This window comes from Streptomyces sp. T12 (genome assembly GCF_028736035.1).
Lineage (GTDB): Bacteria > Actinomycetota > Actinomycetes > Streptomycetales > Streptomycetaceae > Streptomyces.
In genome coordinates, this window is record NZ_CP117866.1 from 8,194,246 (window position 1) to 8,219,161 (window position 24,916).

The window sequence follows — 24,916 nt, forward strand, 5'->3', positions numbered from 1 at the left end:
GCCAGTACTCCGGTGCGGCCAAGTCCACGGCCGAGCCCAGCGGTTGACCAGGAGAGAAACATGGAAACCCAAGCCGGCCCCGCCTCCACGCCCGGCGTTCGCGGAACGCGGCGGCCGGTCCCCGAAGCCGAGCCGGGGCTCGTGGAGCGGTGGCGTTCGGGGGGAGGTGAACTGGTCGAGCTGCTGGCCCAGGTGCGCGAGCGGGTGGGCGGCGTCGCCGCGTTCCGGATCGGACCGGCTCCCACCGTTCTCGTCACCGACCCGACGGCGGTCCAGCACGTCCTCGCCCGGCACCCGGAGCGGTACGTCAAGCGCTCCCACCGCGCCCGCCTGCTGATCGGCGACGGCGTCATGGCCGCCACCGGCGAGGCGTGGAAGCGGCAACGTCGCCTGTTGCAGTCCCAGTTCACCGGCACCGGGATGCGCCGCTACGAGCAGCGGATCACCGCGGCCGCGCGGACCACCGCCGAGCGCTGGGACGGGTACGCCCGTACCGGGGAGACCTTCGACGTCGGGCGGGAGATGCACCGTTTCGCCCTCGACGCCATCTGGCGCTCCCTCACCGGGCACGCCCTCGACGTAGGGACCGAGCGCGAACTGACCGCCGTGGAGGCCGTGGCGACCGCCATTCCGACCCTGCCCGCCGACATCACCGAAGCCCAGGACGCCGTCGCCGCCGACCTCGCCCGGATCGACGCCGTCGCCCGGCGTGCCATCGAGGCCGCCCGCAGCGGGGCAGCCGGTCCCGACGGCCCCGGCCTCGTGCACGTCCTGACCGACGCCGCCACCGAGCGCCCCGAATACTCCGACCGGCTGATCCGCGACGAACTGGTCACGCTGCTCGCCGCCGGGCACGAGACCACCGCGACCACCCTGACCTGGCTCTACCTCCTCCTCGACCAGCACCCCGCCGCCCGCGAACAAGCTCTCGCGGCCGGCGACGAAGGCTCACCGCAACGCCGCCAGGCCATCCAGGCCCTGCTCCACGAGACGCTCCGGCTCTACCCCTCCGCCTGGCTCCTGCCCCGCCACGCCACCGAGGCCGACACCCTCGCCGGCCACACCGTCGAGGCGGGCACCGACATCCTCGTATGCCCGTACCTCACCCACCGCGACCCCGAACTGTGGCCGGAGCCAGAGCACTTCGACCCCCGGCGCTTCACCGCCCCGGACGGCCGACCCGCTCACCCGGGTGCCTACTTCCCGTTCGGCATCGGCCCCCGCGCCTGCCTCGGTCTGCAATTCGCGCTCCGCGAATCGACCGTCCTGCTCGAACACCTGCTGCCGTTCCACACCCCGGCCTTCTCCTCCACCCCCGCGGGGGCGAGGTACGGCATCACGGTCCGCCCCGACGGTCCCGCACCCGCAACTGTGGTACCGACAAAGGGAAGTTGACACCGATCACCCAAGGAGCGTGACAGCGGATGAGAGCGTGTGTGGTCGGGGCCGGCCCCGGGGGAATCGTCACCGCCAAGGTGCTGCTGGAGAACGGCTTCGACGTCACGGTCCTCGACAAGTACCAGCAGGTCGGCGGGATCTGGTCGGCGCAAGGCTGCTACGACGGGCTGGCCAACCAGGCCGCGCTCCGCCTGTTCGCATTCGCGGACCTGCCCAACCGCCTGCACTTCGCCGGTGCGGTGGACACGCAACGCTACCTGGAGACGTACGCCGAGACCTTCGGTGTGCTGGACCGTGTCCGACCCGGCACCGAGGTGATCTCCATCCGGGCGGTGGAGGGGCCCGGACGGCTGGGCGCCTCCGGCTGGACGATCGACTCCCGGCCCGCCGGTGACAAGGCGGCGGAGGTTCAGCGCGAAAGATTCGACTACGTCGTCGTCGCCAGCGGGGCTCACCATCATGCCCACGTGCCCGAGCTGCCCGGGCGTGAGTTGTTCGGCGGGACCGTGCTGCACTCCAACGAGGTGCGGGCCGGGACGTTCACCGGCCGGCGCGTGGTCGTCGTGGGGGGCGGCAAGTCCGCGTTGGACCTGGTCACCCGCGCCGCACGTGAGGCGGCCTCGGCCACCCTCGTGCAGCGCAAGGTGAACTGGATGGTCCCCGAGAGGCTCCTGCTCGGCCTGGTCGGCTACAAGTGGATCCTGTTCAGCCGGTTCGGTGAGGCGCTCCTGCCCCGCTACCACGATCCGGCCTGCGTCCGTCCTATCGACCGCATCGACGAGCGGGTCAAGCGGGCTCTGTGGCGGCTCATCACCCGCGACATGCTGTTCTCCACCGGGCTGTACCGGCTGCCGCGGCACCTGCGGCCCGCTCACCCGCTCCCCTTCCACCTGGCCCACGCGGGCGTGATGCCACGCGGCTACGTGCGAGCCGTCCGCCGCGGCCTGATCGCCGCCAAGGTCAGTGCCGTCGAGGCGTACACCGACAGCGGGTTGCGACTGGATACCGGCGAGGAAGTGACGGCGGACGTCATCGTGTTCGCCACGGGGCACCACAAAGTCTTCCCGTTCCTGGATCCGAGCGTCCCCGTGCACGACTCCGCAGGGCGGCTGCGGCTCTACCGAGGCATCGTGCCGCCCGGCGCCGCCCAGCTGGGGTTCGTCGGTTTCCGGCAGGTCTTCAACAACATCATGGGCGTGGAACTCACCGCGCACTGGCTGACCAGTCATTTCCTGTCGACCCTGCGCTCCGCCCCGAGCGAGCAGGAGATGCGGGAGGCCATCGACGCTCGCCTGGCCTGGCAGGAGCGGGTGCTGCCGGGCTCCGGCGGCTACGACTTCGGCCCCTACGACATCCACTGCGCGGACGAACTCCTGCACGACATGGGGTTGCCGTCCCGCCGCGCCGGCAACCTGCTGGCCGAGTACCTGCTTCCCGGCGGAGTCGCACACCGCTACGCGGGTCTGACTCGATCGAGTTCCGCGAAATGAACGCGGAGCAACCGTCGCTGAATCGCGGCGGCGCTTCGACGGCTGACCCGTTCAGCGGCTGACGCGCCGGCCGTCGGCCGGCGCGTAGGCGCTGATGAGGTAGAGGGCCTCGTCGTCGATCGCGTTCTCCTCCCAGTCCAGGGAGATCCGCACTGGATGCCCGTCGGCCGCGTACTGCGCCTCGGCGGTGTCCGCGTCGTCCCGTCGCGCCTGGTCGAGTTCGTCGAGGAGTGCCCCGATGGTGGGCACCGCGTCGGGGATGTCCTCGACCACGCGTCGGCTGCTGTCGTCCAGGCCCACCGCCTCGGCCACGGCCCCGTCGCGGACGGTGATCCGGAAGGTGCCGAGCAGGCCCCGCTCCCCTCCGCTCGAGCCGAGCGTGTAGCTGTACGAGGCGGGCTCCTGCCACCTGGCCGAGGTGGGCGTGTCGCCGATGTCGCCGGCGTCCCGGTGCCGCAGGCGGCGATCGCGCAGACCATCCCTGCGATCAGTGCGACTTGGGACACGGCACGGGCAGCGAGCGGTACGGCGGTCATGGCGGAGGCCCCCTCGAAGACAGTTACCGCTATGACGCCGGTCGGCCCTGGAACGTTCGGCACGGCGCGGCCACCGCTCTCCGCGATTTGGATGCGCGCTTCCCGTCCCCTGCATCTGCCCTGTACGGGCGTTAACCGCTGTTTCGAAACAGTGGCATCACCCGCCCCACCAGGGGAAACACCAGAAGGGAAGCGTGCCATGGGCAGTGTCTCGCAACCGCAGCGTCGAGCCGTTCTCACCGGAGGGCTCGTGGCGACCGCGGCCGTGATCACGGGCTGTTCGACTTCGGACAACGGCTCGGTACCGAAGACGTCGGCCGTGGCGGCGGTGACTCCGCCGGCGTCCGTGGGCGCGCCCCCCGAGACGCCCTCCGCGGCGCTCGCGCGGCTGCTGGACGGCAACAAGCGCTGGGTGAACGGGACGCTCCAGCGTCCCAACCAGAGTCTCGACCGGCGCGAGGCCGTCGAAGAGGAGCAGGACCCGTACAGCGTCATCGTCTCGTGCATCGACTCCCGGGTGCCGCCGGAGATGGTCTTCGACACCGGGATCGGCGACCTGTTCGCGATACGCACCGGCGGTCAGGTGGTCGCCCCGGTGGTCACCGGTTCCGTCGAGTACGGGCCCGTGACCTCGGGCACCCCGCTGATCGTCGTGCTCGGGCACGAGAACTGCGGTGCGGTCAAGGCGTCGTACAAGGCCCTGAAGGAGCGCAAGCCGCTGCCGGGCAACCTCCAGTCGATCGCCGAGGCGGTCCGCCCGGCGTACGAGGTCATATCCAAGGTGAAGCACGATGACCCGGTCGACGCCATGATCCGCGTCCACGCTCAGCAGACGGCCGCCGGCCTGCGCACCGACCCCGCCCTCGCCCCGCTCGTGAAGAAGGGCGGCCTGGCCGTCGTCAGCGCCTACTACTCCCTCGACACCGGCCGGGTGGAGGTCCTCGACGGGGCACCCTCCGCCTGACCAGCGGCACTTGGCCGAGGCGGAGGACTGGAGCACGAGCCACCCGAGCCCCGGGCTCCCGTCCACCGCCCTGCGTCTGAGCCTCGCGCTTCCCTCGGGCCCTCCCGCCCCGCCGATCAGCCGCGCCACCCCCGAACCATCCGAGCCACCCCAACCACCCCCGCAGCCGCCCCGCCCGCCGCCACGCCGGCAGAAGCGAGCGCCAGCGCCCGCGCGCCACGCCCCGAAGGCGTCGGCCGGGCGCCCGGGGCAACCCCGTACGCGGGCAGCGCCGATGCCAGCAGTTCCGCGAGGACCACGGTGCCGGCGTCCTCCTCCCGCAGCCGCGGCAGCAGGACGCGTTCCGCGCAGGCCCGGCTGACCTCCAGGTGGCCTTGCTCGAAGCCGAAGTTGCCGGCGAGGCCGCAGCAGCCGGAATCCAGTCGCTCCGCGTCGACCCCGGCCTGGGGCGTCCAGCATCTGGTGGGCGTGCTCGTCGGCCTCCTCGACGGTCTCGGCGCCGAACTGCACCATCAAGAAGGCGTTCCCCTCGGGCAGTTGGTCGATCGCCTGCTGATTGAGGTGCTTGAGCCGCTCGTCGTAGATCAGATGACGGTCGACGCCCTCCAGCGCGATCGGCTCGTACGGCAGGATCGCCGGTACGGCGTCCGCGGCGAGCGCGATGTCCCCGAACCCCAGCACCACCAGCGTGCGTTCCTTCACCACCGGCACCAGCTCCAGCTCCGCCCGCAGGACCCGGCCACCGCCACTCACTCCCGCTCACCAGAACACACTTGAAGGCACTCCGGCGGCAGCAGCTCCAAACCCCTCCTCGGTGTCGGTGCGGGGACCGCCCGGGTACCCGCGACCGCACCGGCGACTGCTCCGGCTGCTGCTACGGCGACTACTCCGGCTTCGCCTCCGCCGCGAAGTCGGGCATCAGCGCGCACATCGCCTCGCGCTGGGTGGGCCCCATGAACCGCGCCAGCGCCTCCTTGACCGTCTCGGCGAGGACCCCGGAGGCCTCCTTGATCAGGCCCCGGGCCTTCTCGGTGAGGGCGACCTCGACGCCCCGCTTGTCGCCGCACACCGACTTGCGGGTGACCAGGCCGGCGTGCTGGAGGCAGGCGATCTGGTAGGTGAGCCGGGTCTTGGGGCGGCCCAGGAGCTCGGCGATCCGCGTCATGCGCAGCGCCTGGCCGGGGTCCGCGGCGAGCAGGCACAGGACCAGGAACTCGTCGTGCGAGACGTCCAGCCGTTCCTTGACGACGTTGCGCAGCTCCTGCTCGACGGCTCCCGTCGCGGCCAGCATCAGCATCCAGGCGTGCAGCTCGACGGGCAGCAGTCCGTCGCCGGAGGCGGAGGGGCATTCGGAGAGGTCGGCCATGATTTCGAGTGTAGCTGTTGTTCAAAATTGGAGTATCGGCTAGCGTGTGGTCATCCAAATTTGGACTACAGCCCCCGATGACTCCCCCCGATGCTCAGGAGTGAAAGATCATGACCGTCGCCGTCGAAACCGGAACCTGGCAGCTCGACCCCGCCGCCTCCACCGTCGCCCTCCGGCACAAGACCTTCTGGGGCCTGGTCACCGTGAAGGGCACCTTCGCCGCCGTCACCGGCGACGGCGAGGTACGCCCCGACGGCTCCGCCACAGGCACGATCACCCTGGACGTCGCCTCCCTGGACACCCGCAACGCCAAGCGTGACGAGCATCTGCGCGCCGCCGACTTCTTCGACGCCGCCCACCACCCCGAGATCACCTTCTCGGTCCGCAGCGCCGAACTCCGCGCCGACGACACCGTGCACGTCGTCGGTCAGCTCACCGTCCGTGGCATCAGCCGCCCCAAGTCCTTCACCGCCCGCCTCGTCGGCGCGGACGCCGACGCGCTCACCCTGGACACCGAGTTCACCGTCGACCGCGACCAGTTCGGCATGGGCTGGAACCAGCTCGGCATGATCCGCGGCCTGACCACGGTCGCCGGCACGCTCCGCTTCACCCGGACCGCGGCAGCCTGACGTCGGCGCTCGACAGCGTCTGCGGTACGGCCGTGAACGCCCGCAGCCGGATCCGTACGCCCGGCCGGGGGAGGACGAACCGCCCTGCGGGCGCCCGGAGTTCGTAGAGCTCGGTCGTGTGAGCGGGCACCGCGGCCGGTCCGCGTACGACCGTCCAGTACTGGTTCATGCCCTGGCCCGTGGTGACGGTGAAGTGAGGCGTCAGGGCGGCGGCGTCCCTGTTGGTGACCTCAACCGCCAGTCGGCTCACGGAAGTTGGCGTCGCCCAACGTGCCGCCGTCACCCGCATCCCCAGCGGCGGCGTCCCGGTCGCCGCCCATGCCGCGCTCGCCAGGGCCGGGGCGAGCAGCAGCGCGGCCGCCGCGATCCGCGCCGGACGCCGGCGGAACACCCCGGGGCGCGGCTGCCAGGCGGTGGCGAACTCCGACGCGGGCGTGGTGATCGCCGCCGCCAGCCACAGCGGCGTCATCATCAGGTAGTAGCCGTCCTGCGACCGGGTCGCCAGGAAGAACGCGCACCACGGCAGGACGGTCGCCGCGGGCCCCAGCCGCCGCACGAACAGCACGAAGAGCGCGAGCAGCCCCGCCGCCAGCAGCATGCTCGCGTGCGCGTACCAGTCGAGCCGGTCGCTGCCGTCGGTGAAGTACAGCGAGATGCCGACCACACCCTGCCCGTGGATCACCGCGCCCTGCGTCAGCGGCAGCGCGATGCCCCGGATCCAGGTGCCGGGCTCGCTCACGACGAAGTACGCGTTGAGCAACAGCCATACGACGCCGGCGGCCCCGGCGATCCGCGCCACCACCAGCGCCGCCGCCCGCCCGCCCAGCTCCCCGCGCCGCACGGCGTAGATCCCGGCCAGCAGGAACGGCGCGACGAACCACGGCAGCTGCTGCGCCGCGCACGCCGCCCCCAGACACGCCGCCCGCGCCAGCCCCCCGGCCCCGAGCCGCCCGCCCCGCCCGATCCGCGGCCACCGCACCACCACCGGCACCAGCAGGGCCAGCGCCACGATCGCCGGATAGCCGAGGCGGCCGTACGAGGGCAGGAAGCCGAAGCCCAGGTACGCCATGGTCGCCGCCGACCGCCACGGCGTGGGCAGCATCCGCCACAGCACGACGGCGCCGGCGACGAGGGCGGCCGTGCTCACCGCGATGGCGGGCATGCCCCCGTGCCCCAGCCACAGCAGCGGTGCCGTCAGCAGCGGGGCCAGCGGCGGATAGCCGTACGTGAAGTCGTAGCCGCCCGTCACCGTCGGGGTGAGCGCGACGCCGTGGCCGAAGAGCCAGGGCCACGGCTGCCCGTAGACGGGGTGCCCGGCGACCAGTTCCCGGGCGGCCTGGGTGGTGAGGATCGCCTCGTCGCTGCCCGCGTGGTTCATCGCCCACGCGCAGAGCGTCAGCGTCACGGCGGTCACCAGGACACAGAGGTCGACGCGGGCCAGCGACCTCGCCCGCCGTACGACCAGTGCCAGCACGCCACAGACCAGGATCGAGGCGTAGCACACCGAGATGGCCGCGGCCACGACGAGCCGGTGGCCGGCCGCCTGCGTCCAGATCGCGCGCGTGCCGATGAAGAGGCTGATGTCCGCGAGGAGGGTCAGGACGCGGTGCCACTGGGCGGGGGGTTCCAGGATCGTGGCGGGCACCGACCACTGCGTCCGTCGGCCGGGCGTCACCAGCTGCTGTTCTGCCAACTGCACGGAACCGGACGGTAATCACGCCTGGTGAGCGCGGCGCCGACGGAGGTGAAGAGTCCGGTGTGAGGCAGGTGAGAGATCCCCGGGGCCTGCGGGGGCCGCCCCGGCGGCGGTCAGTAGACGTCTCGGACGTACCGCTTCGCCGCCGCCAGCTGCTTCACGTACGCCGACGCCTCGGCCTCCGCCAGCCCGCCGTGCGCGACCGCGATGTCCCTGAGCGCCTGGTCCACGTCCTTGGCCATGCGTGAGGCGTCGCCGCAGACGTAGAAGTGGGCGCCGTCCTGGAGCCAGCGCCACAGCTCCGGGCCGTGTTCGCGCATCCGGTCCTGGACGTACACCTTGTTGCGCTGGTCGCGGGAGAAGGCGGTGTCGAGCCGGGCGAGAGCGCCCCCGTCGAGCAGCGCGGTCAGCTCGTCCTCGTAGTAGAAGTCGCTGGCCCGGTGCTGCTCCCCGAAGAACAGCCAGTTGGGCGCCTTGTGCCCGAGCGCGTCCCGCTCCTGCAGGAAGCCGACGAAGGGCGCGACGCCCGTACCCGGGCCGACCATGACCATCGGCGTGGAGGCGTCCGCGGGCGGCCGGAAGTGCGGGGAGCGCTGCACGAACACCGGCACCTCGGTGTCCGGCTCGGCGTCGGCGAGGAAGGGCGAGCAGACCCCGCCGCGCGGCCGGCCGTGCAGGTTCTCGTACCGCACAACGGAGACCGTCAGCGAGACGCTGTGCGGGTCGACGAGCGGGCTGGACGATATCGAGTACAGGCGCGGCTGGAGCTTCCTGAGCACCCCGGCCCACTCCTCGGCGCCCGCCCGCACGGGGTGTTCGGCGAGGACGTCCACCGCCTGCCGCCCCCAACTCCACTGCGCCAGACCGTCCTTGTTGTCGGGCCGCAGCAGCCGGCGCAACTCCCGGTCGTCACGGACGCGCTCGGCGACGAAGCGGAGCAGGTCCGAGGTGATCTTCGTGATGTCGAGGTGCCGGTGCAGGGCCTCGGCGAAGGAGACCTCACCGACGCCGTCCAACTGCACGGCGGTCGAGCCGTCGACGCCCGTCACCGCGAGCCACTCCTCCACCAGCGCGGGCGAGTTGACCGGACGGACGCCGAGCGCGTCGCCCGCCTCGTACGTCAGCGGGGTCCCGCTCGTGTCGAAGGTGAAGCGCCGCACCTCCTTGCCCGCGCCGGGCAGGCTGAGCAGCCGGTTGCCGACGAGGCGGGCGGTGGTGGGGGCGGGCTTGGGTCCGGCCTTCGTGGCCTTCGGCTTCTCGGCCGCGGGTACGTCCGTGCCGTCCAGTGCCGTGAGGACCTGGTCGAGCCACACACCGGCGGACGGCTCGTAGTCCGGTTCGCAATCCGTACGGGGTGCCAGGCGCACCGCGCCCAGCTCGTCCAGCCGGGCATCGAGCCGCCGCCCGTGCCCGCAGAAGTCGTCGTACGAGGAGTCGCCGAAGGCGAGCACGGCGTACCGCACTCCGTCCAGCCGGGGAGCCCCCTCCTCGGACAGCGTGTCCCAGAAGCCCGACCCGTTGTCGGGCGCGTCGCCGTCGCCGAACGTGCTGGTGATCAGCAGCAGGTCGGCTCCGGACGGCAGCGTGCCCGGGTCGGTGTCGTCCATGCCGACGAGGGTCGCCCGGTGCCCGTCGGCGGAGAGCCGCTCGGCCACGGATCCGGCGAATTCCTCGGCGTTCCCGGTCTGCGAGGCCCACAGCACGACGACCTCGCGGCCGGGCCGGCGCACGTCGGCGGGCTGGGCGGCCGACCGTGAGTACATGCCGGCGAGGACGCCGTTGACCCACATCGCGTGCTCGGGGCTGAAGGGCGCGTCCGGCGGCAGGACAGGGATGCCGGGCGCGCCGGTCTCGATGCCGGCGAGGAAGCCGGTCAGATAGAGGCGTTCCTGGGCGGTCAGGACGGGCGGCGGGGCGGGGTCGAGCCCGAACGGGTTGGCGCCCGGGGTGACGGCGGTCGGGACGATGACCTCGGCGGGCTGCATCGAGGCCGGCATCGGAGCCGGAGGCGGCGCCGGCTCGTTGACCTTGGCCAGCGATACGGCGCACACCTTGAACTCGGGCTGGAAGGAGATCGGATCCACGGCGTCGCTCGTCACCGCGTTGATGCTCAGATACTCCCCGAACAGGTCGTTCCAGTGGAACGGAGCGAAACAGTCCCCCGGCCGCACCCGATCGGTCACCACCGCCGGCAGCACCGCCCGCCCCCGCCGCGAGGCGACCTCCACCCGGTCCCCGTCGGCGATCCCCAGCTCACGCGCGTCCTGCGGATGCATCTCCACGAACGGCCCCGGGTTCAGCTTGTTGAGCTTGGCGACCCTTCCGGTCTTGGTCAGCGTGTGCCACTGGTGCTGCACCCGCCCCGTGTTCAGCACGAAGGGGTAGTCGTCGTCCGGCATCTCGGCGGCCGGCATGTGCGGCCGGGCGTGGAAGACACCCCGCCCGCTCGCGGTCGGGAACCGCAGCTCGCCGTCCGCGTCGACGTACCGGATGGGATTGCGCGCCGGCCCGCCCACGTCGGCGGCCGGCCACTGCACCGGCGTGGTGCGCAGCCGCTCGTACGTCACCCCGCGCAGATCCCAGCCGGTCACCGGGTTCCAGGCCCGGCGTATCTCCTCGAAGACGTCCTCGGCGCTGTCGTAGGAGAACCCCTTCTCGTACCCCATCGCGCACGCGACGGCCGCGATGATCCGCCAGTCGGCCATCGCCTCTCCGGGCGGGTCGGCCACCGGCCGGGTCAGTGTCAGATTGCGCTCGCTGTTGACGAAGACGCCCTCGCCCTCGGTCCACAGGGCGCCGGGCAGCACGACATCGGCGTACGCGTTGGTCTCGGTCTCGCCGAAGACGTCCTGCGTGACGACGAACTCGGCGGCCTCCAGCCCCTCGATGACGGTGCGGCGATTGGCGACCGAGGCGACGGGGTTGGTGCAGATGATCCAGCAGGCCTTGATCTCCCCGTCGGCCATCTTCTGGAACATCTCGACGGTGCCCTTGCCCACCCCGTCGGCGCGCAGCGTGCCCGGCGGCAGCTCCCACAGCTCCTCGACGAAGGTCCGCTCGGCGTCGACGAGGACGGACCGCTGCCCCGGCAGCCCCGGCCCCATGTACCCCATCTCACGCCCGCCCATGGCGTTGGGCTGCCCGGTCAGGGAGAAGGGCCCGGAGCCCGGACGGCAGATGGCCCCCGTGGCCAGATGCAGGTTGACCAGGGCATTCGTGTTCCAGGTGCCGTGCGTGGACTGGTTGAGCCCCATCGTCCAGCAGCTCATCCACTCGCCCGCCTCACCGATCAGCCGGGCGGCGGTGCGAAGGTCGTCCTCGGCGAGTCCGGTGATCTCGGCGACGGCGCCCGGCGTGTAGTCGGCGAGGAAGGCGGGCATCGCCTCCCAGCCGTCGGTGTGGGCGGCGATGAAGTCGGGGTCGGTGTGACCGTTCTCGATCAGCAGGTGCAGCAGGCCGTTGAGCAGGGCGAGGTCCGTGCCCGGCTTGACCTGGAGGAACAGATCGGCCTTGGCGGCGGTGGCGGTGCGTCGCGGATCGACCACGATGAGTTTCGCGCCCGCCTTGACCCGCTCCATCATCCGCAGGAAGAGGATGGGGTGGCAGTCGGCCATGTTCGAGCCGATGACCAGGAAGACGTCCGCCTTCTCGAAGTCCTCGTACGACCCGGGCGGCCCGTCGGCGCCGAGGGACAGCTTGTATCCCATGCCCGCGCTGGCCATGCAGAGCCGCGAGTTCGACTCGATCTGGTTGGTGCGGATGAATCCCTTGGCCAGCTTGTTCGCGAGGTACTGGGCCTCCAGGCTCATCTGCCCGGACACATAGAAGGCGACCGCGTCCGGCCCGTGCTCGTCGATGATCGAGCGGAGCCGGCGGGCGGTCTCGGCCACGGCATCGGCGGCCGGGGAGGGCACCGGCTCCTCGCCTCGGTCGTCCCTGACCAGCGCGTTCGTCAGCCGACCGGGTGCGGCGAGCATCTCGGCCGTGGTCGCGCCCTTGGTGCACAGCCGGCCGGCGTTCGCCGGGTGCGCCTTGTCGCCGGAGGCCTTCAGCACCGTACGCCGCCCGTCCGGCCCCATCCCGACGTCCAGCAGGATTCCGCAGCCGACCCCGCAGTACGTGCAGACCGTCCGGACCTGGGTCGTGGAGGTGGTCTCGGTCACACGCTGCCCTTCTCCGGCGGTCGGGGTGATGCATGAAGCGTACGAATTGCCCGTTACGTCGATGTCACATCCCTTGATCATGAGGAGTTACGTCGGCCACACAGCCGCCGAGGGCCCGATGTGAGGGCGATGTGAGGGCTGCGGGACGGCGCGATGCGGTCGCGCATCGTGTCGCTGTTGGGCCGAACGGGTGACTTGGCGTAAGAATTGGCTGGTGCAGGCATTGAAGGCGAGTCAAGGCGGGGGGAGCCGGTGAACAGCCACGACGTCACCGATGAACAGTGGGAGGGGCTCGCCCAGGTCGTGCCGTTGCGCGGCCGTGACGCCTGGCCGTCCGCGGTGGACCACCGAGTGCCCCCGGAGGCGGTGACGGAGCCGCGTCGCCGGTTCGTCGTCCTACGGGTCAACGTGTTCGCGGACGCCCGCGACGTCGCCGAGACACTGATGGCGGGGATTCCGGTGCTGCTGGATCTGACAGGGGCGGAGACCGAGGTCGCCAAACGGGTCCTCGACTTCAGCACGGGCGTCGTCTTCGGGCTGGCGAGCGGGATGCACCGGGTGGACCGGAATGTGTTCCTGCTGACGCCGCCGGGGACCGAGGTGAGCGGGTTGATGGAGGGCGCGGGAGTTCCTGGCGCGTGAGGGGGGCTGCGGTCCCGGCAGGTGAGGGGGCGGGGCGGGCGGGGCGGGCGGTCCCTCGATCGTAGGAAGGGTGCCGGGGTGGAACGGTTCGCCTGACGGCAGGGGTCCTACGGTCCGGACATGGCCGTGTCGTCTGAGTCGTCCGTGACAGGTGTCGCTTCCCTCTCGCCTTCCGTGCAGTCCGTGGGCGAGGCGCATGCCGCCCGGCCTCGCGTCACCGAGCTGCGGCTGTCCGCGTTCGCCGGGCATCGGCGGGCCGCGCTTGCGCTCGGGGCGTTCACGCTCTTCGCCGGGCCGAGCGGGTGCGGGAAGACGACCGCGCTGCGGGCGTACGAGGCGCTGGCACGGCTCGGTGGGGGTGCCGGGGTCGGTGAGGTGTTCGCCGATCCGGTGGCCTGCGTGCCCGAGCGGGCCCGGCCCGATGCCCAACGGCGGCGTGGCTTCCGTATCGGCTGCACGGCCGACGGTCCCGAGGGGCCGGTCCGGCTCGATGTCGCCGTGCAGGCCGAGCCGGAACTGCGCATCGTGGGAGAGCGGTTGAGCGCGGGCGGTGTGGTCCTGCTGGAGACGGCCCTGCGCGACCCGAGCAGGCCCTACGTTCAGGCCGCCTGGCATACGGCCGGTCAGTCGCCGGTGACACGGGCGCCGCTGCCCGACGATCGGCTCGGTACCGCTCTGCTGCCGCTGCGGGTGGCCGGCAAGACGGACGGGCAGCGGCGGGTGCTCGCCGCCGCGGAGCAGATGGTGGTGGCGTTGCGGTCGGTCTTCGCCTGCGATCCCCGGCCCGATCGGATGCGGGCTCCCGCGCCGGTCGGTTCCGGGCGGCTGCTCGGGGGCTGCGACAACCTCGCCGATGTGCTGTGGCGGACCCGCGCCGAATGCGGGCGGCGGCATGCGCAGTTCGTGGCCGCGGTGGGGGCGGGGTGTGCCGGGGCGGTGGCGGACGTGGTCGCCGAGGTGCTGGGGGACGGGACGGTGCGGGGGGTGCTCGACCGGGGGGACGGGGTGCGGACGGAGCTCGGGCGGCTGGGCGATGGTGAGCTGCGGTATCTCGCGCTGTCGTTGGTGCTGTTGACCGGGCCCGGGGTGCTGGAGGTCGACTCGGTCGGTGAGGTGCCCGCGGCGATGCAGACGCTGACCGTGCTCGCGGATGGGCTCGACCGGGGGCTGGATCCGGGGCAGCGCGGGGAGTTGGTGCGGCTGGCGGCGCGGATGTGTGAGCGGGGGCATATTCGGGTGGTCGGGGCGGTGAGTGACGTGGCAGGGGTCTTGGGGGCTTCGGGGGCGGCCGGGGTGGCGGGGGTGGCGGGGACGGAGGTCGATGGCGTCACGGTGGTACACCTGACGCCGTGAACGAACCTCTTGATGTGGCCAAGCTGCAGCGCAGGCTGGCCGAGTTCGCCGCCGTGCGCAACTGGCAGCCGTATCACACGCCGAAGAACCTCGTCGCCGCGCTCAGCGTCGAGGCGTCCGAACTGGTGGAGATCTTCCAGTGGTTGACGCCGGAGGAGTCGGCGCGGGTCATGGACGACCCGGACACCTCGGCGCGGGTGACCGATGAGGTCGCGGATGTGCTGGCGTATCTGTTGCAGCTGTGCGAGGTGCTCGGGATCGATCCGTTGGCGGCGTTGGACGCGAAGATCGACCGGAACGAGCGGAGGTTTCCGGCGCCGTAGGGGAGGGGCCGCGTAGGGGGTGTGAGGGAGAGGCGGCGTGGGGGAGGCGCGCAGTCCGGTTTTACTCTCTGTGTTCATTCAGCAGGTCGTAGCTGAAAAGTTGTCCGCAGATTTCCGTCTTCCTCTGGCTTTTCGTCTCAAGGGCCTTCACTCTGGGTAGTGGACAAGGGAGTTCGGGCGGACGCGTGGGCAGCGCGTCGGGACAGACGGGGACTGCGGATGGACGCGGTGCGGCTGATCGTGACGAGCAGGCGGGCGCTGGCGGGGAGCAGGGGTGCACCGGAGATCATGACCGAGGTGTGGCAGGCACAGGCCCTGGCTCAGGCGATAGGGAGTCGGCTCGCGGTGTTCGGGCCACCTGAACTACGGGGCGAGGCGCTGGGGCTGACGGAGCTGGCTGGGCGTGGCTGCGGGGTCCTTCAGGCACCGGAACTGGCGGACGGGGCCTTACGCGCGGCCCAGCTCACGGAGCTGGGCGATGCGCGGCAGGCGTTGATGCATCTGGGCAGCCTCTTGGGGGAGGTCGGGATCGCTCTCGTCGGCATGGCCAGTTCCGCGGATGACGAGGCGACGTACTGGCAGTGCATGGAGGCGATCGACGCGGCGGACGAGTCTCGGGACCGGGTGCTGGAGATGCTGCGAAGACTGGCGGATCGGGATCAGGTGTTGCCGGAGAGGGAGGCGGGGTAGCGTCCGCCGGCGGGGCCGGGGTGCCTGCGGCGGCCTGTGCGGGTGGGGTGGGGTTCGCGTAGCGCGTGCGGGTGTGTTGTGGGGCGGGGACGTGCCGGGGGGTGTCCGTCCTCGGTCCGGCGGCTCGGTTGCGCAGGAGGTGCTGTGTGTTGACGCCGGCCGCTGCGGGCGGACACCCCCGGCACGTCCCCTGCTCGCCGTACGCGGCTGCGGGTACGTCCACCCCAGCCGCGGGCAGTCGTGCCGTTGGGGCGGCACGGGTGGGCGCGGGCGGCACCCCGTCAGCGCCGGGCCGCGCGACCCCCTCCGCCCAGCTGTGACGCCGGGCGACCCGCAAAGCGAACGGCACCTGTGACTCGGCCCAGCCGGCGCCGCCACCCCCGCCCAGCAGTAAGCAGACGGGCCGTCAGCCGGTCTCCCCGTCCTGCAGCTGGCCGCGTCCGGGCCCCCCGGTCGACTGCAGGTCCGCGTCGAGGGCCGACAGGTCCGCGTTCAGGGCCGCCATCAGCTCCTCCATCTGCTGTAGCAGCCCTTTCGGCTGGCCGGTGCCGCCGCCCTGCTGTGGTGGGAAGTTCTCGGACATGACGGCCTCCTCGGCCTCCGGCCCCCGATGGAAGTGGGCCGACACGGTGACGCTCCGGCGGTCGACGGCCGGAGCGGGGGCCGGGCGGTCCGGCTCCGATCGAGCCAACGATCACCGTCGGGGCCGGTCACTGGCCCGGGCGAGGGGCGGCAACGGCGTGGACGGAATTCACCCGACCGTGGATGCGGAGGGCAGGGGGACCGGTTCGGTCGACAGGTGCCGCGGCGTGCAGGATGGAGGTATGGATCTTCGCATCTTCACCGAGCCCCAGCAGGGCGCCACGTACGACACCCTCCTCACCGTGGCGAAGGCCACCGAGGACCTCGGCTTCGACGCGTTCTTCCGGTCGGATCACTATCTGAAGATGGGTTCCGGGGACGGCCTTCCCGGCCCCACCGACGCCTGGATCACGCTCGCCGGCCTCGCGCGGGAGACCAAGCGGATTCGCCTCGGGACCCTGATGACCGCCGGTACCTTCCGGCTGCCCGGCGTGCTCGCCATCCAGGTCGCCCAGGTCGACCAGATGTCCGGCGGCCGGGTCGAACTCGGCCTGGGGGCCGGGTGGTTCGAGGAGGAGCACCAGGCGTACGGCATCCCGTTCCCGAAGGAGAAGTTCGGGCGGCTGGAGGAGCAGCTCGCCATCGTCACGGGGCTGTGGGCGACCGAGGCCGGTGAGACCTTCGACTTCCACGGGAAGTACTACGACCTCAGCGACTCGCCTGCCCTGCCCAAGCCCGCCCAGGGCAGGATCCCGGTGCTGATCGGCGGGCACGGCGCCACCCGTACTCCGCGGCTGGCCGCCAGGTACGCCGACGAGTTCAACATGCCGTTCGCCTCGGTCGAGGACAGCGAGCGGCAGTTCGGGCGCGTGCGGGCCGCCGCCGCGGAGGCCGGTCGCAAGGGGGACGAGCTCGTCTACTCCAACGCCCTCGTCGTGTGCGTCGGCAAGGACGACCAGGAGGTCGCCCGTCGTGCCGCCGCGATCGGACGTGAGGTGGACGAGCTGAAGCTCAACGGACTCGCCGGCTCCCCGGACGAGGTCGTCGAGAAGATCGGCCGGTACCAGGAGATCGGGTCGCGGCGGATCTACCTGCAGGTCCTCGACCTGGCCGACCTGGACCACCTCGAACTCATCTCCTCCCAGGTCCAGTCGCAGCTGTAGTAGGCCACGCTGTACAGATCCGCCGTCCGCGCCCTGCGGAGGTCCTTGACGGGGCCGCACTGCCCGGTTCCGGGCGAGCCGCGCTCTTCGCGTCGGTCGTGGCCCCGTCGTGGAGGACTCCTTTTCGCGGGTGCGGTGGTGTGCCGGGGAATTGGCGGGGACTTACCGGCTCACGTCGGTCAGACGGACTCGATCTCGGCGGTCATTTTCTCGGACATATATCTCTCAGTTCTCCGTTCTCCGGTCTTCGGCGACCGGTGATCTTTACGGTCCTCAACGGCCGGTGATTTCCTCCGGCCTTCAACGACCGTTGATATCGGCGGCGGTCGGGTCCTGTGCCCGGCCTGCCGGGGGTCCTCGGCCAGTGCCCAGCCCTTCAGGGTTTTCGGTCCGCGGGTGCCGGTGATCCGCCGGATCTCCCTAAAGGCCTCCGTACTTTTTCTGCTCCGCCCGTCCTTTCGGTGTCTGCCCAGGTGATTGCCGCAGCCGGAGTGCAGCGAAAAATGCCTGCGTGCGGCCGGGTGGCGGGCTGTACGTTGTGGTGTCCGCAGTTCAGACCACATTCGAGGCAACCACCGTGTTCCTGACGATCAGTACCACCGGCACGCCGGAACGCCCGGCCACCGATCTCGGCTACCTGCTGCACAAGCACCCCGAGAAATCGCAGGCGTTCTCCACCTCCTACGGCAAGGCCCACGTCCTCTACCCGGAGGCGGACGCCGAGCGCTGCACGGCGGCGCTGCTCCTGGAGGTCGACGCGGTGGCACTGGTCCGGCGCGGCAAGGGCAAGGGCCGGGGCGGCGCGCCCGACGCGGCGCTCGCGCAGTACGTCAACGACCGCCCGTACGCGGCCTCCTCGCTGCTGGCCGTGGCGCTGAGCGCCGTCTTCTCCAGCGCGATGCGGGGCGTGTGCAACGCCCGGCCCGAGCGCGCCGCGCAGCCCCTGCCCCTGCGCATCGAGGTGCCCGCGCTACCGGCCCGGGGCGGCCCGCAGCTCGTACGACAGCTGTTCGAGCCGCTCGGCTGGGCGGTGACCGTCGAGCCGGTGCCGCTGGACGTGCGGTTCCCCGAGTGGGGCGACTCGCGCTACGTCCGTCTCGTCCTGGAATCGGAGGCGCTGACCCTCGCCGAGGCCCTGCGCCACCTCTACGTCCTGCTCCCCGTCCTCGACGACGCCAAGCACTACTGGGTCGCCCCCGACGAGGTCGACAAGCTGCTGCGGGCCGGTGAGGGCTGGCTGCCGGACCACCCGGAGCAGAAGGTGATCACCAGCCGGTACCTGTCGCGCCGCTGGTCGCTGACCCGGGAGGCGATGGAGCGGCTGGAACTCGTGCGGCTCGCGGAGGCCGACGACAGCGAGGTCGAGGACATCGACAACGCGGTCGAGGCGGAGAGCGAGGCCGAGGAGAAGCCGACCCCGCTCGCCGTGCAGCGCCGGGACGCGATCCTGGCCGCGCTCAAGGCGGTCGGCGCCTCCCGCGTGCTCGACCTCGGCTGCGGACAGGGCCAGTTGGTGCAGGCGCTGCTCAAGGAGCCGGCGTACACCGAGATCGTGGGCGTGGACGTGTCGATGCGGGCGCTGACCATCGCCGGGCGGCGGCTGAAGCTGGACCGGATGGGAGAGCGGCAGGCCTCGCGCGTGAAGCTCTTCCAGAGCTCCCTCGCCTACACCGACAACCGGCTCAAGGGCTACGACGCCGCCGTGCTCAGCGAGGTCATCGAGCACCTCGACCTGCCACGGCTGCCCGCCCTGGAGTACGCGGTGTTCGGCGCGGCCCGCCCGCGGACCGTCCTCGTGACCACCCCGAACGTCGAGTACAACGTCCGCTGGGAGAGCCTCCCGGCCGGCCATGTCCGGCACGGCGACCACCGGTTCGAGTGGACGCGCGAGGAGTTCCGGGCCTGGGCGCGGGCGGTGGCCGAACGGCACGGGTACGGCGTGGAGTTCGTGCCCGTGGGGCCGGACGACCCGGAGGTGGGGCCGCCCACCCAGATGGCCGTCTTCGAGATGGGCGCAGCCGGCATGAACAGCACCAGCAACGACGAGAAGGAGGCGAAGGCCGCATGACCGAGAACCCGACACCGCAGGGACGCGTCCTGCCCGTCACCGACCTCTCCCTCGTCGTGCTCATCGGCGCCTCCGGCTCCGGCAAGTCCACCTTCGCCCACCGGAACTTCAAGCCCACCGAGGTCATCTCCTCCGACTTCTGCCGCGGCCTGGTCTCCGACGACGAGAACGACCAGAGCGCGACCCGGGACGCCTTCGACGTCCTGCACTACATCGCGGGCAAGCGCCTGGCCGCGGGCCGCCGTACCGTCGTCGACGCCACCAGCGTGCAGCAGGACGCCCGGCGGCAGCTGATCGAGCTGGCCAGGCAGTACGACGTGCTGCCGATAGCCATCGTGCTCGACGTGCCGGAGGAGGTGTGTGCCGAGCGCAACGCGGCCCGCACCGACCGGGCCGACATGCCGCGCCGCGTCATCCAGCGGCACACCCGCGAACTCCGCCGATCCCTGCGGCACCTGGAGCGCGAGGGCTTTCGCAAGGTGCACGTCCTGCGGGGCGTGGCGGACGTCGAGCACGCCACCGTCGTCACCGAGAAGCGCTTCAACGACCTCACCCACCTCACCGGCCCCTTCGACATCATCGGCGACATCCACGGCTGCGCCTTTGAGCTGGAGTCGCTGCTGGGCAAGCTGGGCTACGTCGACGGCGCGCACCCGGACGGCCGTACCGCCGTCTTCGTCGGCGACCTCGTCGACCGCGGCCCGAACAGCCCGGGCGTGCTGCGCCGCGTGATGTCGATGGTGAAGTCGGGCAACGCCCTGTGCGTGCCGGGCAACCACGAGAACAAGTACGGGCGTTACCTCAAGGGCCGCAAGGTCCAGCACACGCACGGGCTCGCCGAGACCATCGAGCAGATGGAGGGCGAGAGCGAGGAGTTCCGGGCCGAGGTACGGGAGTTCATCGACGGGCTCGTCAGCCACTACGTTCTCGACGGCGGCCGGCTGGTCGTCTGCCACGCCGGTCTGCCGGAGAAGTACCACGGCCGTACGTCGGGACGGGTGCGTTCGCACGCGCTGTACGGCGACACCACCGGGGAGACCGACGAGTTCGGGCTGCCGGTGCGCTACCCGTGGGCCGAGGACTACCGAGGCCGGGCGGCTGTGGTGTACGGCCACACTCCGGTCCCGGAGGCCACATGGCTGAACAACACCATCTGCCTGGACACCGGTGCCGTCTTCGGCGGCAAGCTGACCGCGCTGCGCTGGCCGGAGCGGGAACTGGTCGACGTACCGGCCGAGCAGGTCTGGTACGAGCCGACGAAGCCGCTGCGGACGGAGGCACCGGGCGGGCACGACGGGCGGCCGCTCGACCTGGCGGACGTGCACGGGCGCAGGGTCGTGGAGACGCGGCACGCCGGCCGGGTGTCCGTCCGTGAGGAGAACGCGGCGGCTGCCCTGGAGGTCATGAGCCGCTTCGCGGTCGACCCGCGCCTGCTGCCCTACCTCCCGCCGACGATGGCACCGACGGCGACGTCGCACATCGAGGGCTACCTGGAGCACCCGGCCGAGGCCTTCGCGCAGTACAAGGAGGACGGCGTCGAGCGGGTCGTGTGCGAGGAGAAGCACATGGGCTCGCGGGCGGTGGCCCTGGTGTGCCGGGACGCGGAGGTCGCGCGCAAGAGGTTCGGGGTCGACGGCCCCACCGGGTCGCTGTACACCCGTACCGGTCGCCCCTTCTTCGACGACGAGTCGGTGACGGAGACGATCCTCGACCGGCTGCGGACGGCGATCGGCGAGGCCGGCCTCTGGGCCGACCTCGAGACCGACTGGCTGCTGCTCGACGCCGAGCTGATGCCGTGGTCGCTGAAGGCACAGGGCCTGCTGCGCTCGCAGTACGCGGCGGTCGGCGCCGCCTCCGGGGCGGTGTTCCCGGGCGCACTGGCCGCCCTGGAGGGCGCTGCGGCGCGCGGTGTCGACGTGTCCGGGCTGCTGGCGCGCCAGCGCGAACGGGCCTCGGACGCCGCCGCGTTCACGGAGGCGTACCGCCGCTACTGCTGGACGACGGACGGCCTGGACGGCGTACGCCTGGCCCCGTTCCAGATCCTGGCGGTCCAGGGCCGCAGCCTCGCCGCGCTCGCGCACGACGAGCAGCTCGCGCTCCTCGACCGGCTGGTGGAGCACGACAGCACGGGTCTGCTCCAGACGACCCGACGCTTGTACGTCGACACCGGGGACCCGGAGTCGGTGCGGGCCGGCGTCGACTGGTGGCTGGAGATGACCGGCCGCGGCGGCGAGGGCATGGTCGTCAAGCCGCTGGGTGCGGTCGTACGCAGCGAGCAGGGGCGGCTGGTGCAGCCCGGCATCAAGTGCCGGGGCCGCGAGTACCTGCGGATCATCTACGGTCCCGAGTACACGCGCCCGGACAACCTGGCCCGGCTGCGGCAGCGGTTCCTCAACCACAAGCGGTCCCTCGCCATCCGCGAGTACGCACTGGGGCTGGAGGCCCTGGACCGGCTGGCGGAGGGCGAGCCGCTGTGGCGGGTGCACGAGGCGGTGTTCGGGGTGCTGGCGCTGGAGTCGGAGCCGGTGGACCCCCGGCTGTGACGGTCAGCGGCTGTTCACCGTCAGTCGACGAGTCGCAGCCGCTCCCGGCACACACCCACGCGGAGGGTCTGACCCCAGGTCAGCTCGATCGCGTCCGTCTCCATCCCGTCCCCGAAGGCGACGAGCCGCTCGGACTCGACGGTGAGGTGGAGACGGGTCGCGGCGGCGAGCTCCCCGGCCACCAGTGACGTACCGGTGGCCGGGGAGGGCCAGGCCTCCCGTACGAACCACAGCAGGCGTTCCTCCGTGGGGGCGGGCAGCCGCAGCTGCCCGCCCCTTTCCTGCCACACCGACCGGATCCATCCGGTCGCCCCCGTCCCGGTGCCGATCAGCACCCCGGACGAGGCCTGGGCCTCGACGACACCCCCGTCGTCCTCCAGGCCCAGGCGGTATCGGGCCGTCCGGTGTCCGGCGGCGCCCAGGTAGATCTCGTTCAGCGCCACGAGGCGCTGTGTGTCGTCGGCGACGGCCTCGACCATGGTGAGTTCGTCGAAGCGGCCCCTTCCGGATTGCGTGGCGGCGAGCAACGGGCCGGCGTCCTCGGGGCGGTGGCGCACCAGGACGCCCGGGTTGCGGCCGGGGTCGGTGTCGATGCCCAGCACCGGCTGCCCGGCGAGGTACTTGGCGACGTTCGCCACCAGGCCGTCCTGCCCGACCACGACCACGACGTCCTCGGGCGCGAACAGGAAACGGTCCAAGTCGGCGCGCTCGACCCGGGTCTGACGCCAGGTCAGGGGGATTGCTGAGGTGACCTCCGTCAGCGCCTGTCGCGTCCGGCGGTGGGGTTCGGCCACCTCCTCGACGTCGCGGCCCCGGGAGGCGAGGAAGAAGGCGGCCTGGCCGTGCGTGCCGTGCCGGGCCACCAACTCCTCGTACTCCGTGGTGCGATGGACGAGGACGACCCGGGGCGCGAGACTCACGCCTGCCCCTGCGTCCCGAGCCTGGCGAGCAGGCCCGTCAGCACGTCCGGCGACACCGTCACGCTGTCGATCCGCGGCAGGTTCTCCGCCAGCCGTGTCCCGGTGAGCGCGTGCAGCGTCGCCACGTCCACCTCCGCGTGCACCCGCAGCCAGGCCGCCTGCGCCTGCGCCCGCGCCGCACCGACCTCGCGGGCGCCCTCGGCCTCCGCCCGGGCCAGCCGTACGGACCGCGTTGCCTCCGCCTCCGCGAGCCGCACCGTCCGTGCCGCCTCGGCCTCGGCCCTGACGGCGTCCGCGGCGGCGTGCTCCTCGGCCTCCCGCCGCGCGTTCGTGCCGCGCTGGTCCACCAACTGCTCCTCCCGGCGGGCGAGTTCGATCTGGCTGGCCAGTTCGTTCTCGGCGATCGCGCGCTCCCGCTCGACGGCCACCGCCCGCCGCTCGTAGGTCGCCCGGTCCGCCTCCTGCTGGATCTGCTCGCGGGCCGGCGTGCGCAGCGCTCGCTCCACCTCGGGTTCGGGGCGCAGCGCCATGACGCGTACGGCGACGACCTCGATGCCGGTCGCCGGGAGGCGGTGCTCCCCGGCCAGGCCCGCCGCGATCCGCTCCCGCACCGCGGTCACGCCGTCGACCAGCGCCGCCGACAACGGCGTACGGGCCAGCACGTCCAGCGCGTGCTGCTGGGCCGTCTCCGTCAGGAGCGTCCCGAGCTGCTCCAGCGGGGTGCCCCGCCAGGCGCCGGTGTCCGGGTCGACGGAGAAGTCCAGGCGCGCGGCCGCCACGGCTGGGTCGCTGATCCGGTAGGTGACCGTCGCCTGTACGGCCACGTCCTGGAAGTCGGACGTACGGGCATGGAAGGTCATCGCCAACTCTCGGTCGTCCACCGGGACTTCGGAGAGCGTGGCGGTCAGGGAACGGAACCAGAAGCTCAGTCCCGGGCCGTCGTGCACCAGCCGGCCGGAGCGGTGGTGGCGGATGTGTGCCGTCGGAGCGCCCCGCAAGTGGCGCCACCCCAGGCGCCGGGTGATGTCGGCCATGAGATCCCCTCACTTTTCGTCGGGTAGACGATAATCGCCAGAGTCACTTGTCGTCAAGGGGACGAGAACGGAAACGGTCGAGCAGGGGGTGAACTCGGGCGGCGATGGTCAGGATGGAGACATGGGATTCCATGTCGACTCCGAAGCCGGGCGGCTGCGCCGCGTCATCCTGCACCGGCCGGATCTCGAGCTCAAAAGGCTCACCCCCAGCAACAAGGACGCGCTGCTCTTCGACGACGTGCTGTGGGTGCGCCGGGCGCGCGCCGAGCACGACGGGTTCGCCGACGTCCTGCGCGACCGCGGGGTCACCGTCCACCTCTTCGGCGACCTGCTCACCGAGGCCCTGGAGATCCCGGCGGCCAGGAAGCTCGTCCTGGACCGGGTCTTCGACGAGAAGGAGTACGGGGTGCTGGCCACGGGCCACCTCCGCGCGGCCTTCGAAAGCCTGCCCTCGTCCGAGCTCGCCGAGGCCCTCGTCGGCGGCATGACCAAGCGGGAGTTCCTGGAGGCGCACCTTGAGCCGACCTCCGTGCGCTTCCACGTCATGGACCTCGACGAATTCCTCCTCGCGCCCCTGCCCAATCACCTCTTCACCCGCGACACCTCCGCCTGGATCTACGACGGCGTCTCCGTCAACGCCATGCGCTGGCCCGCCCGGCAGCGCGAGACCGTGCACTTCGAGGCGATCTACCGGCACCACCCGCTGTTCCGTGACGAAACGTTCCACGTCTGGTCCGAGGGGCAGGCCGACTACCCCTCCACCATCGAGGGCGGAGACGTCCTGGTGATCGGCAGCGGCGCGGTCCTCATCGGCATGAGCGAGCGGACCACGCCCCAGGCCGTCGAGATGCTCGCGCACAAGCTGTTCGCCGCCGGGTCGGCCGAGACGATCGTGGCCCTCGACATGCCCAAGCGGCGCGCCCTCATGCACCTCGACACCGTGATGACGATGGTCGACGGCGACGTCTTCACCCAGTACGCCGGGCTCGGCATGCTCCGCTCGTACACCATCGAACCGGGCGCCGGCGACAAGGAGCTGAAGGTCACCGACCATCCGCCGGAGCACATGCACCGCGCGATCGCCGCCGCCCTGGGCCTCAGCGAGATCCGTGTCCTGACCGCGACCCAGGACGTCCACGCGGCTGAGCGCGAGCAGTGGGACGACGGCTGCAATGTGCTGGCCGTCGAGCCGGGCGTCGTCGTCGCCTACGAGCGGAACTCCACCACCAACACGCATCTGCGCAAGCAGGGCATCGAGGTGATCGAGATCCCGGGCAGCGAGCTGGGGCGGGGGAGGGGCGGACCGCGCTGTATGAGCTGTCCGGTCGAGCGGGAGGCCGTGTAAGGCGACCGTAT

The 24,916-nt window shown here is 71.7% G+C and carries 20 protein-coding genes; 13 read left to right on the forward strand and 7 right to left on the reverse strand.

Annotated features, from left to right (window positions below; translation table 11 throughout):
* Window positions 1-60: 60 nt before the first annotated feature.
* Together PBV52_RS36855 and PBV52_RS36860 are read left to right on the forward strand one after the other, a co-directional pair.
* Entirely contained in the window at window positions 61-1,395 is a 1,335-nt protein-coding gene (locus PBV52_RS36855; RefSeq protein ID WP_274244541.1) for a cytochrome P450, read from the forward strand.
* A gap of 29 nt (window positions 1,396-1,424) precedes the next feature.
* Entirely contained in the window at window positions 1,425-2,888 is a 1,464-nt protein-coding gene (locus PBV52_RS36860) for an NAD(P)/FAD-dependent oxidoreductase (RefSeq protein WP_274244543.1), read from the forward strand.
* A gap of 51 nt (window positions 2,889-2,939) precedes the next feature.
* Here the strand turns inward: PBV52_RS36860 and PBV52_RS36865 are convergent, their stop codons facing one another.
* Complete coding sequence (locus PBV52_RS36865; protein WP_274244545.1) at window positions 2,940-3,539, reverse strand: DUF6174 domain-containing protein; 600 nt, start codon at window positions 3,537-3,539, stop codon at window positions 2,940-2,942.
* Between the two features lie 135 nt (window positions 3,540-3,674).
* On the opposite strand from PBV52_RS36865, the gene PBV52_RS36870 reads away from it, so the two are divergent.
* Window positions 3,675-4,388, forward strand: coding sequence for a carbonic anhydrase (locus PBV52_RS36870; RefSeq protein ID WP_274244548.1), 714 nt, complete (start codon window positions 3,675-3,677; stop codon window positions 4,386-4,388).
* 390 nt (window positions 4,389-4,778) lie between these two features.
* Complete coding sequence (locus PBV52_RS36875; protein ID WP_274244550.1) at window positions 4,779-5,165, forward strand: hypothetical protein; 387 nt, start codon at window positions 4,779-4,781, stop codon at window positions 5,163-5,165.
* Between the two features lie 106 nt (window positions 5,166-5,271).
* Here the strand turns inward: PBV52_RS36875 and PBV52_RS36880 are convergent, their stop codons facing one another.
* Entirely contained in the window at window positions 5,272-5,754 is a 483-nt protein-coding gene (locus PBV52_RS36880; protein WP_274244552.1) for a MarR family winged helix-turn-helix transcriptional regulator, read from the reverse strand.
* A 110-nt stretch (window positions 5,755-5,864) separates the two neighbouring features.
* Between PBV52_RS36880 and PBV52_RS36885 the strand changes: the two genes are divergently transcribed.
* Window positions 5,865-6,383 (forward strand): YceI family protein, encoded by a 519-nt coding sequence (locus PBV52_RS36885; RefSeq protein WP_274244555.1) that lies wholly within the window; start codon window positions 5,865-5,867, stop codon window positions 6,381-6,383.
* Here PBV52_RS36885 and PBV52_RS36890 read toward each other — a convergent pair.
* Together PBV52_RS36890 and PBV52_RS36895 are read right to left on the reverse strand one after the other, a co-directional pair.
* Entirely contained in the window at window positions 6,361-8,061 is a 1,701-nt protein-coding gene (locus PBV52_RS36890; RefSeq protein ID WP_373922039.1) for a hypothetical protein, read from the reverse strand. The genes PBV52_RS36885 and PBV52_RS36890 overlap by 23 nt on opposite strands.
* Window positions 8,062-8,192: 131 nt before the next feature.
* A complete protein-coding gene (locus PBV52_RS36895; protein ID WP_274244556.1) occupies window positions 8,193-12,242 on the reverse strand; it encodes a bifunctional nitrate reductase/sulfite reductase flavoprotein subunit alpha in 4,050 nt (1,349 codons plus the stop codon).
* 252 nt (window positions 12,243-12,494) lie between these two features.
* On the opposite strand from PBV52_RS36895, the gene PBV52_RS36900 reads away from it, so the two are divergent.
* From PBV52_RS36900 to PBV52_RS36915, 4 genes are all read left to right on the forward strand, one after another.
* Window positions 12,495-12,884, forward strand: coding sequence for a cell division protein SepF (locus PBV52_RS36900; protein WP_274244558.1), 390 nt, complete (start codon window positions 12,495-12,497; stop codon window positions 12,882-12,884).
* Window positions 12,885-13,004: 120 nt separating this feature from the next.
* Window positions 13,005-14,237 carry an ATP-binding protein gene (locus PBV52_RS36905; protein WP_274244560.1) on the forward strand — a complete coding sequence of 411 codons (1,233 nt, stop codon included), beginning with the start codon at window positions 13,005-13,007 and terminating at the stop codon, window positions 14,235-14,237.
* Window positions 14,234-14,560, forward strand: a complete 327-nt coding sequence (locus tag PBV52_RS36910; RefSeq protein ID WP_274244563.1) for a nucleotide pyrophosphohydrolase — start codon at window positions 14,234-14,236, stop codon at window positions 14,558-14,560. The genes PBV52_RS36905 and PBV52_RS36910 overlap by 4 nt, the downstream gene beginning before the upstream one ends.
* 219 nt (window positions 14,561-14,779) lie before the next feature.
* Complete coding sequence (locus PBV52_RS36915) at window positions 14,780-15,250, forward strand: DUF6099 family protein (protein WP_274249809.1); 471 nt, start codon at window positions 14,780-14,782, stop codon at window positions 15,248-15,250.
* Window positions 15,251-15,656: 406 nt separating this feature from the next.
* On the opposite strand, the gene PBV52_RS36920 is transcribed toward PBV52_RS36915, so the two are convergent.
* Window positions 15,657-15,833 carry a hypothetical protein gene (locus tag PBV52_RS36920; RefSeq protein WP_167364459.1) on the reverse strand — a complete coding sequence of 59 codons (177 nt, stop codon included), beginning with the start codon at window positions 15,831-15,833 and terminating at the stop codon, window positions 15,657-15,659.
* A 241-nt stretch (window positions 15,834-16,074) separates the two neighbouring features.
* Between PBV52_RS36920 and PBV52_RS36925 the strand changes: the two genes are divergently transcribed.
* The 3 genes from PBV52_RS36925 (at window position 16,075) to PBV52_RS36935 (ending at window position 21,606) form a co-directional block, all read left to right on the forward strand.
* Window positions 16,075-16,995, forward strand: coding sequence for an LLM class F420-dependent oxidoreductase (locus PBV52_RS36925; RefSeq protein ID WP_274244565.1), 921 nt, complete (start codon window positions 16,075-16,077; stop codon window positions 16,993-16,995).
* Window positions 16,996-17,572: 577 nt separating this feature from the next.
* Complete coding sequence (locus tag PBV52_RS36930; RefSeq protein ID WP_274249811.1) at window positions 17,573-19,063, forward strand: 3' terminal RNA ribose 2'-O-methyltransferase Hen1; 1,491 nt, start codon at window positions 17,573-17,575, stop codon at window positions 19,061-19,063.
* On the forward strand, window positions 19,060-21,606 hold the full coding sequence (locus PBV52_RS36935; RefSeq protein ID WP_274244567.1) for a polynucleotide kinase-phosphatase: 2,547 nt from the start codon (window positions 19,060-19,062) through the stop codon (window positions 21,604-21,606). Before PBV52_RS36930 ends, PBV52_RS36935 begins: the two co-directional genes overlap by 4 nt.
* A gap of 20 nt (window positions 21,607-21,626) precedes the next feature.
* Here PBV52_RS36935 and PBV52_RS36940 read toward each other — a convergent pair whose 3' ends face one another.
* A complete protein-coding gene (locus PBV52_RS36940; RefSeq protein ID WP_274244569.1) occupies window positions 21,627-22,526 on the reverse strand; it encodes a hypothetical protein in 900 nt (299 codons plus the stop codon).
* The gene (locus tag PBV52_RS36945) at window positions 22,523-23,560 is read right to left on the reverse strand and encodes an SPFH domain-containing protein (protein ID WP_274244571.1); all 1,038 of its coding nucleotides are present in this window, start codon (window positions 23,558-23,560) and stop codon (window positions 22,523-22,525) included. Before PBV52_RS36945 ends, PBV52_RS36940 begins: the two co-directional genes overlap by 4 nt.
* A 121-nt stretch (window positions 23,561-23,681) precedes the next feature.
* Here PBV52_RS36945 and PBV52_RS36950 point away from each other — a divergent pair, with 121 nt between their 5' ends.
* Window positions 23,682-24,905 (forward strand): arginine deiminase, encoded by a 1,224-nt coding sequence (locus tag PBV52_RS36950; RefSeq protein WP_274244574.1) that lies wholly within the window; start codon window positions 23,682-23,684, stop codon window positions 24,903-24,905.
* Window positions 24,906-24,916 lie beyond the last annotated feature (11 nt).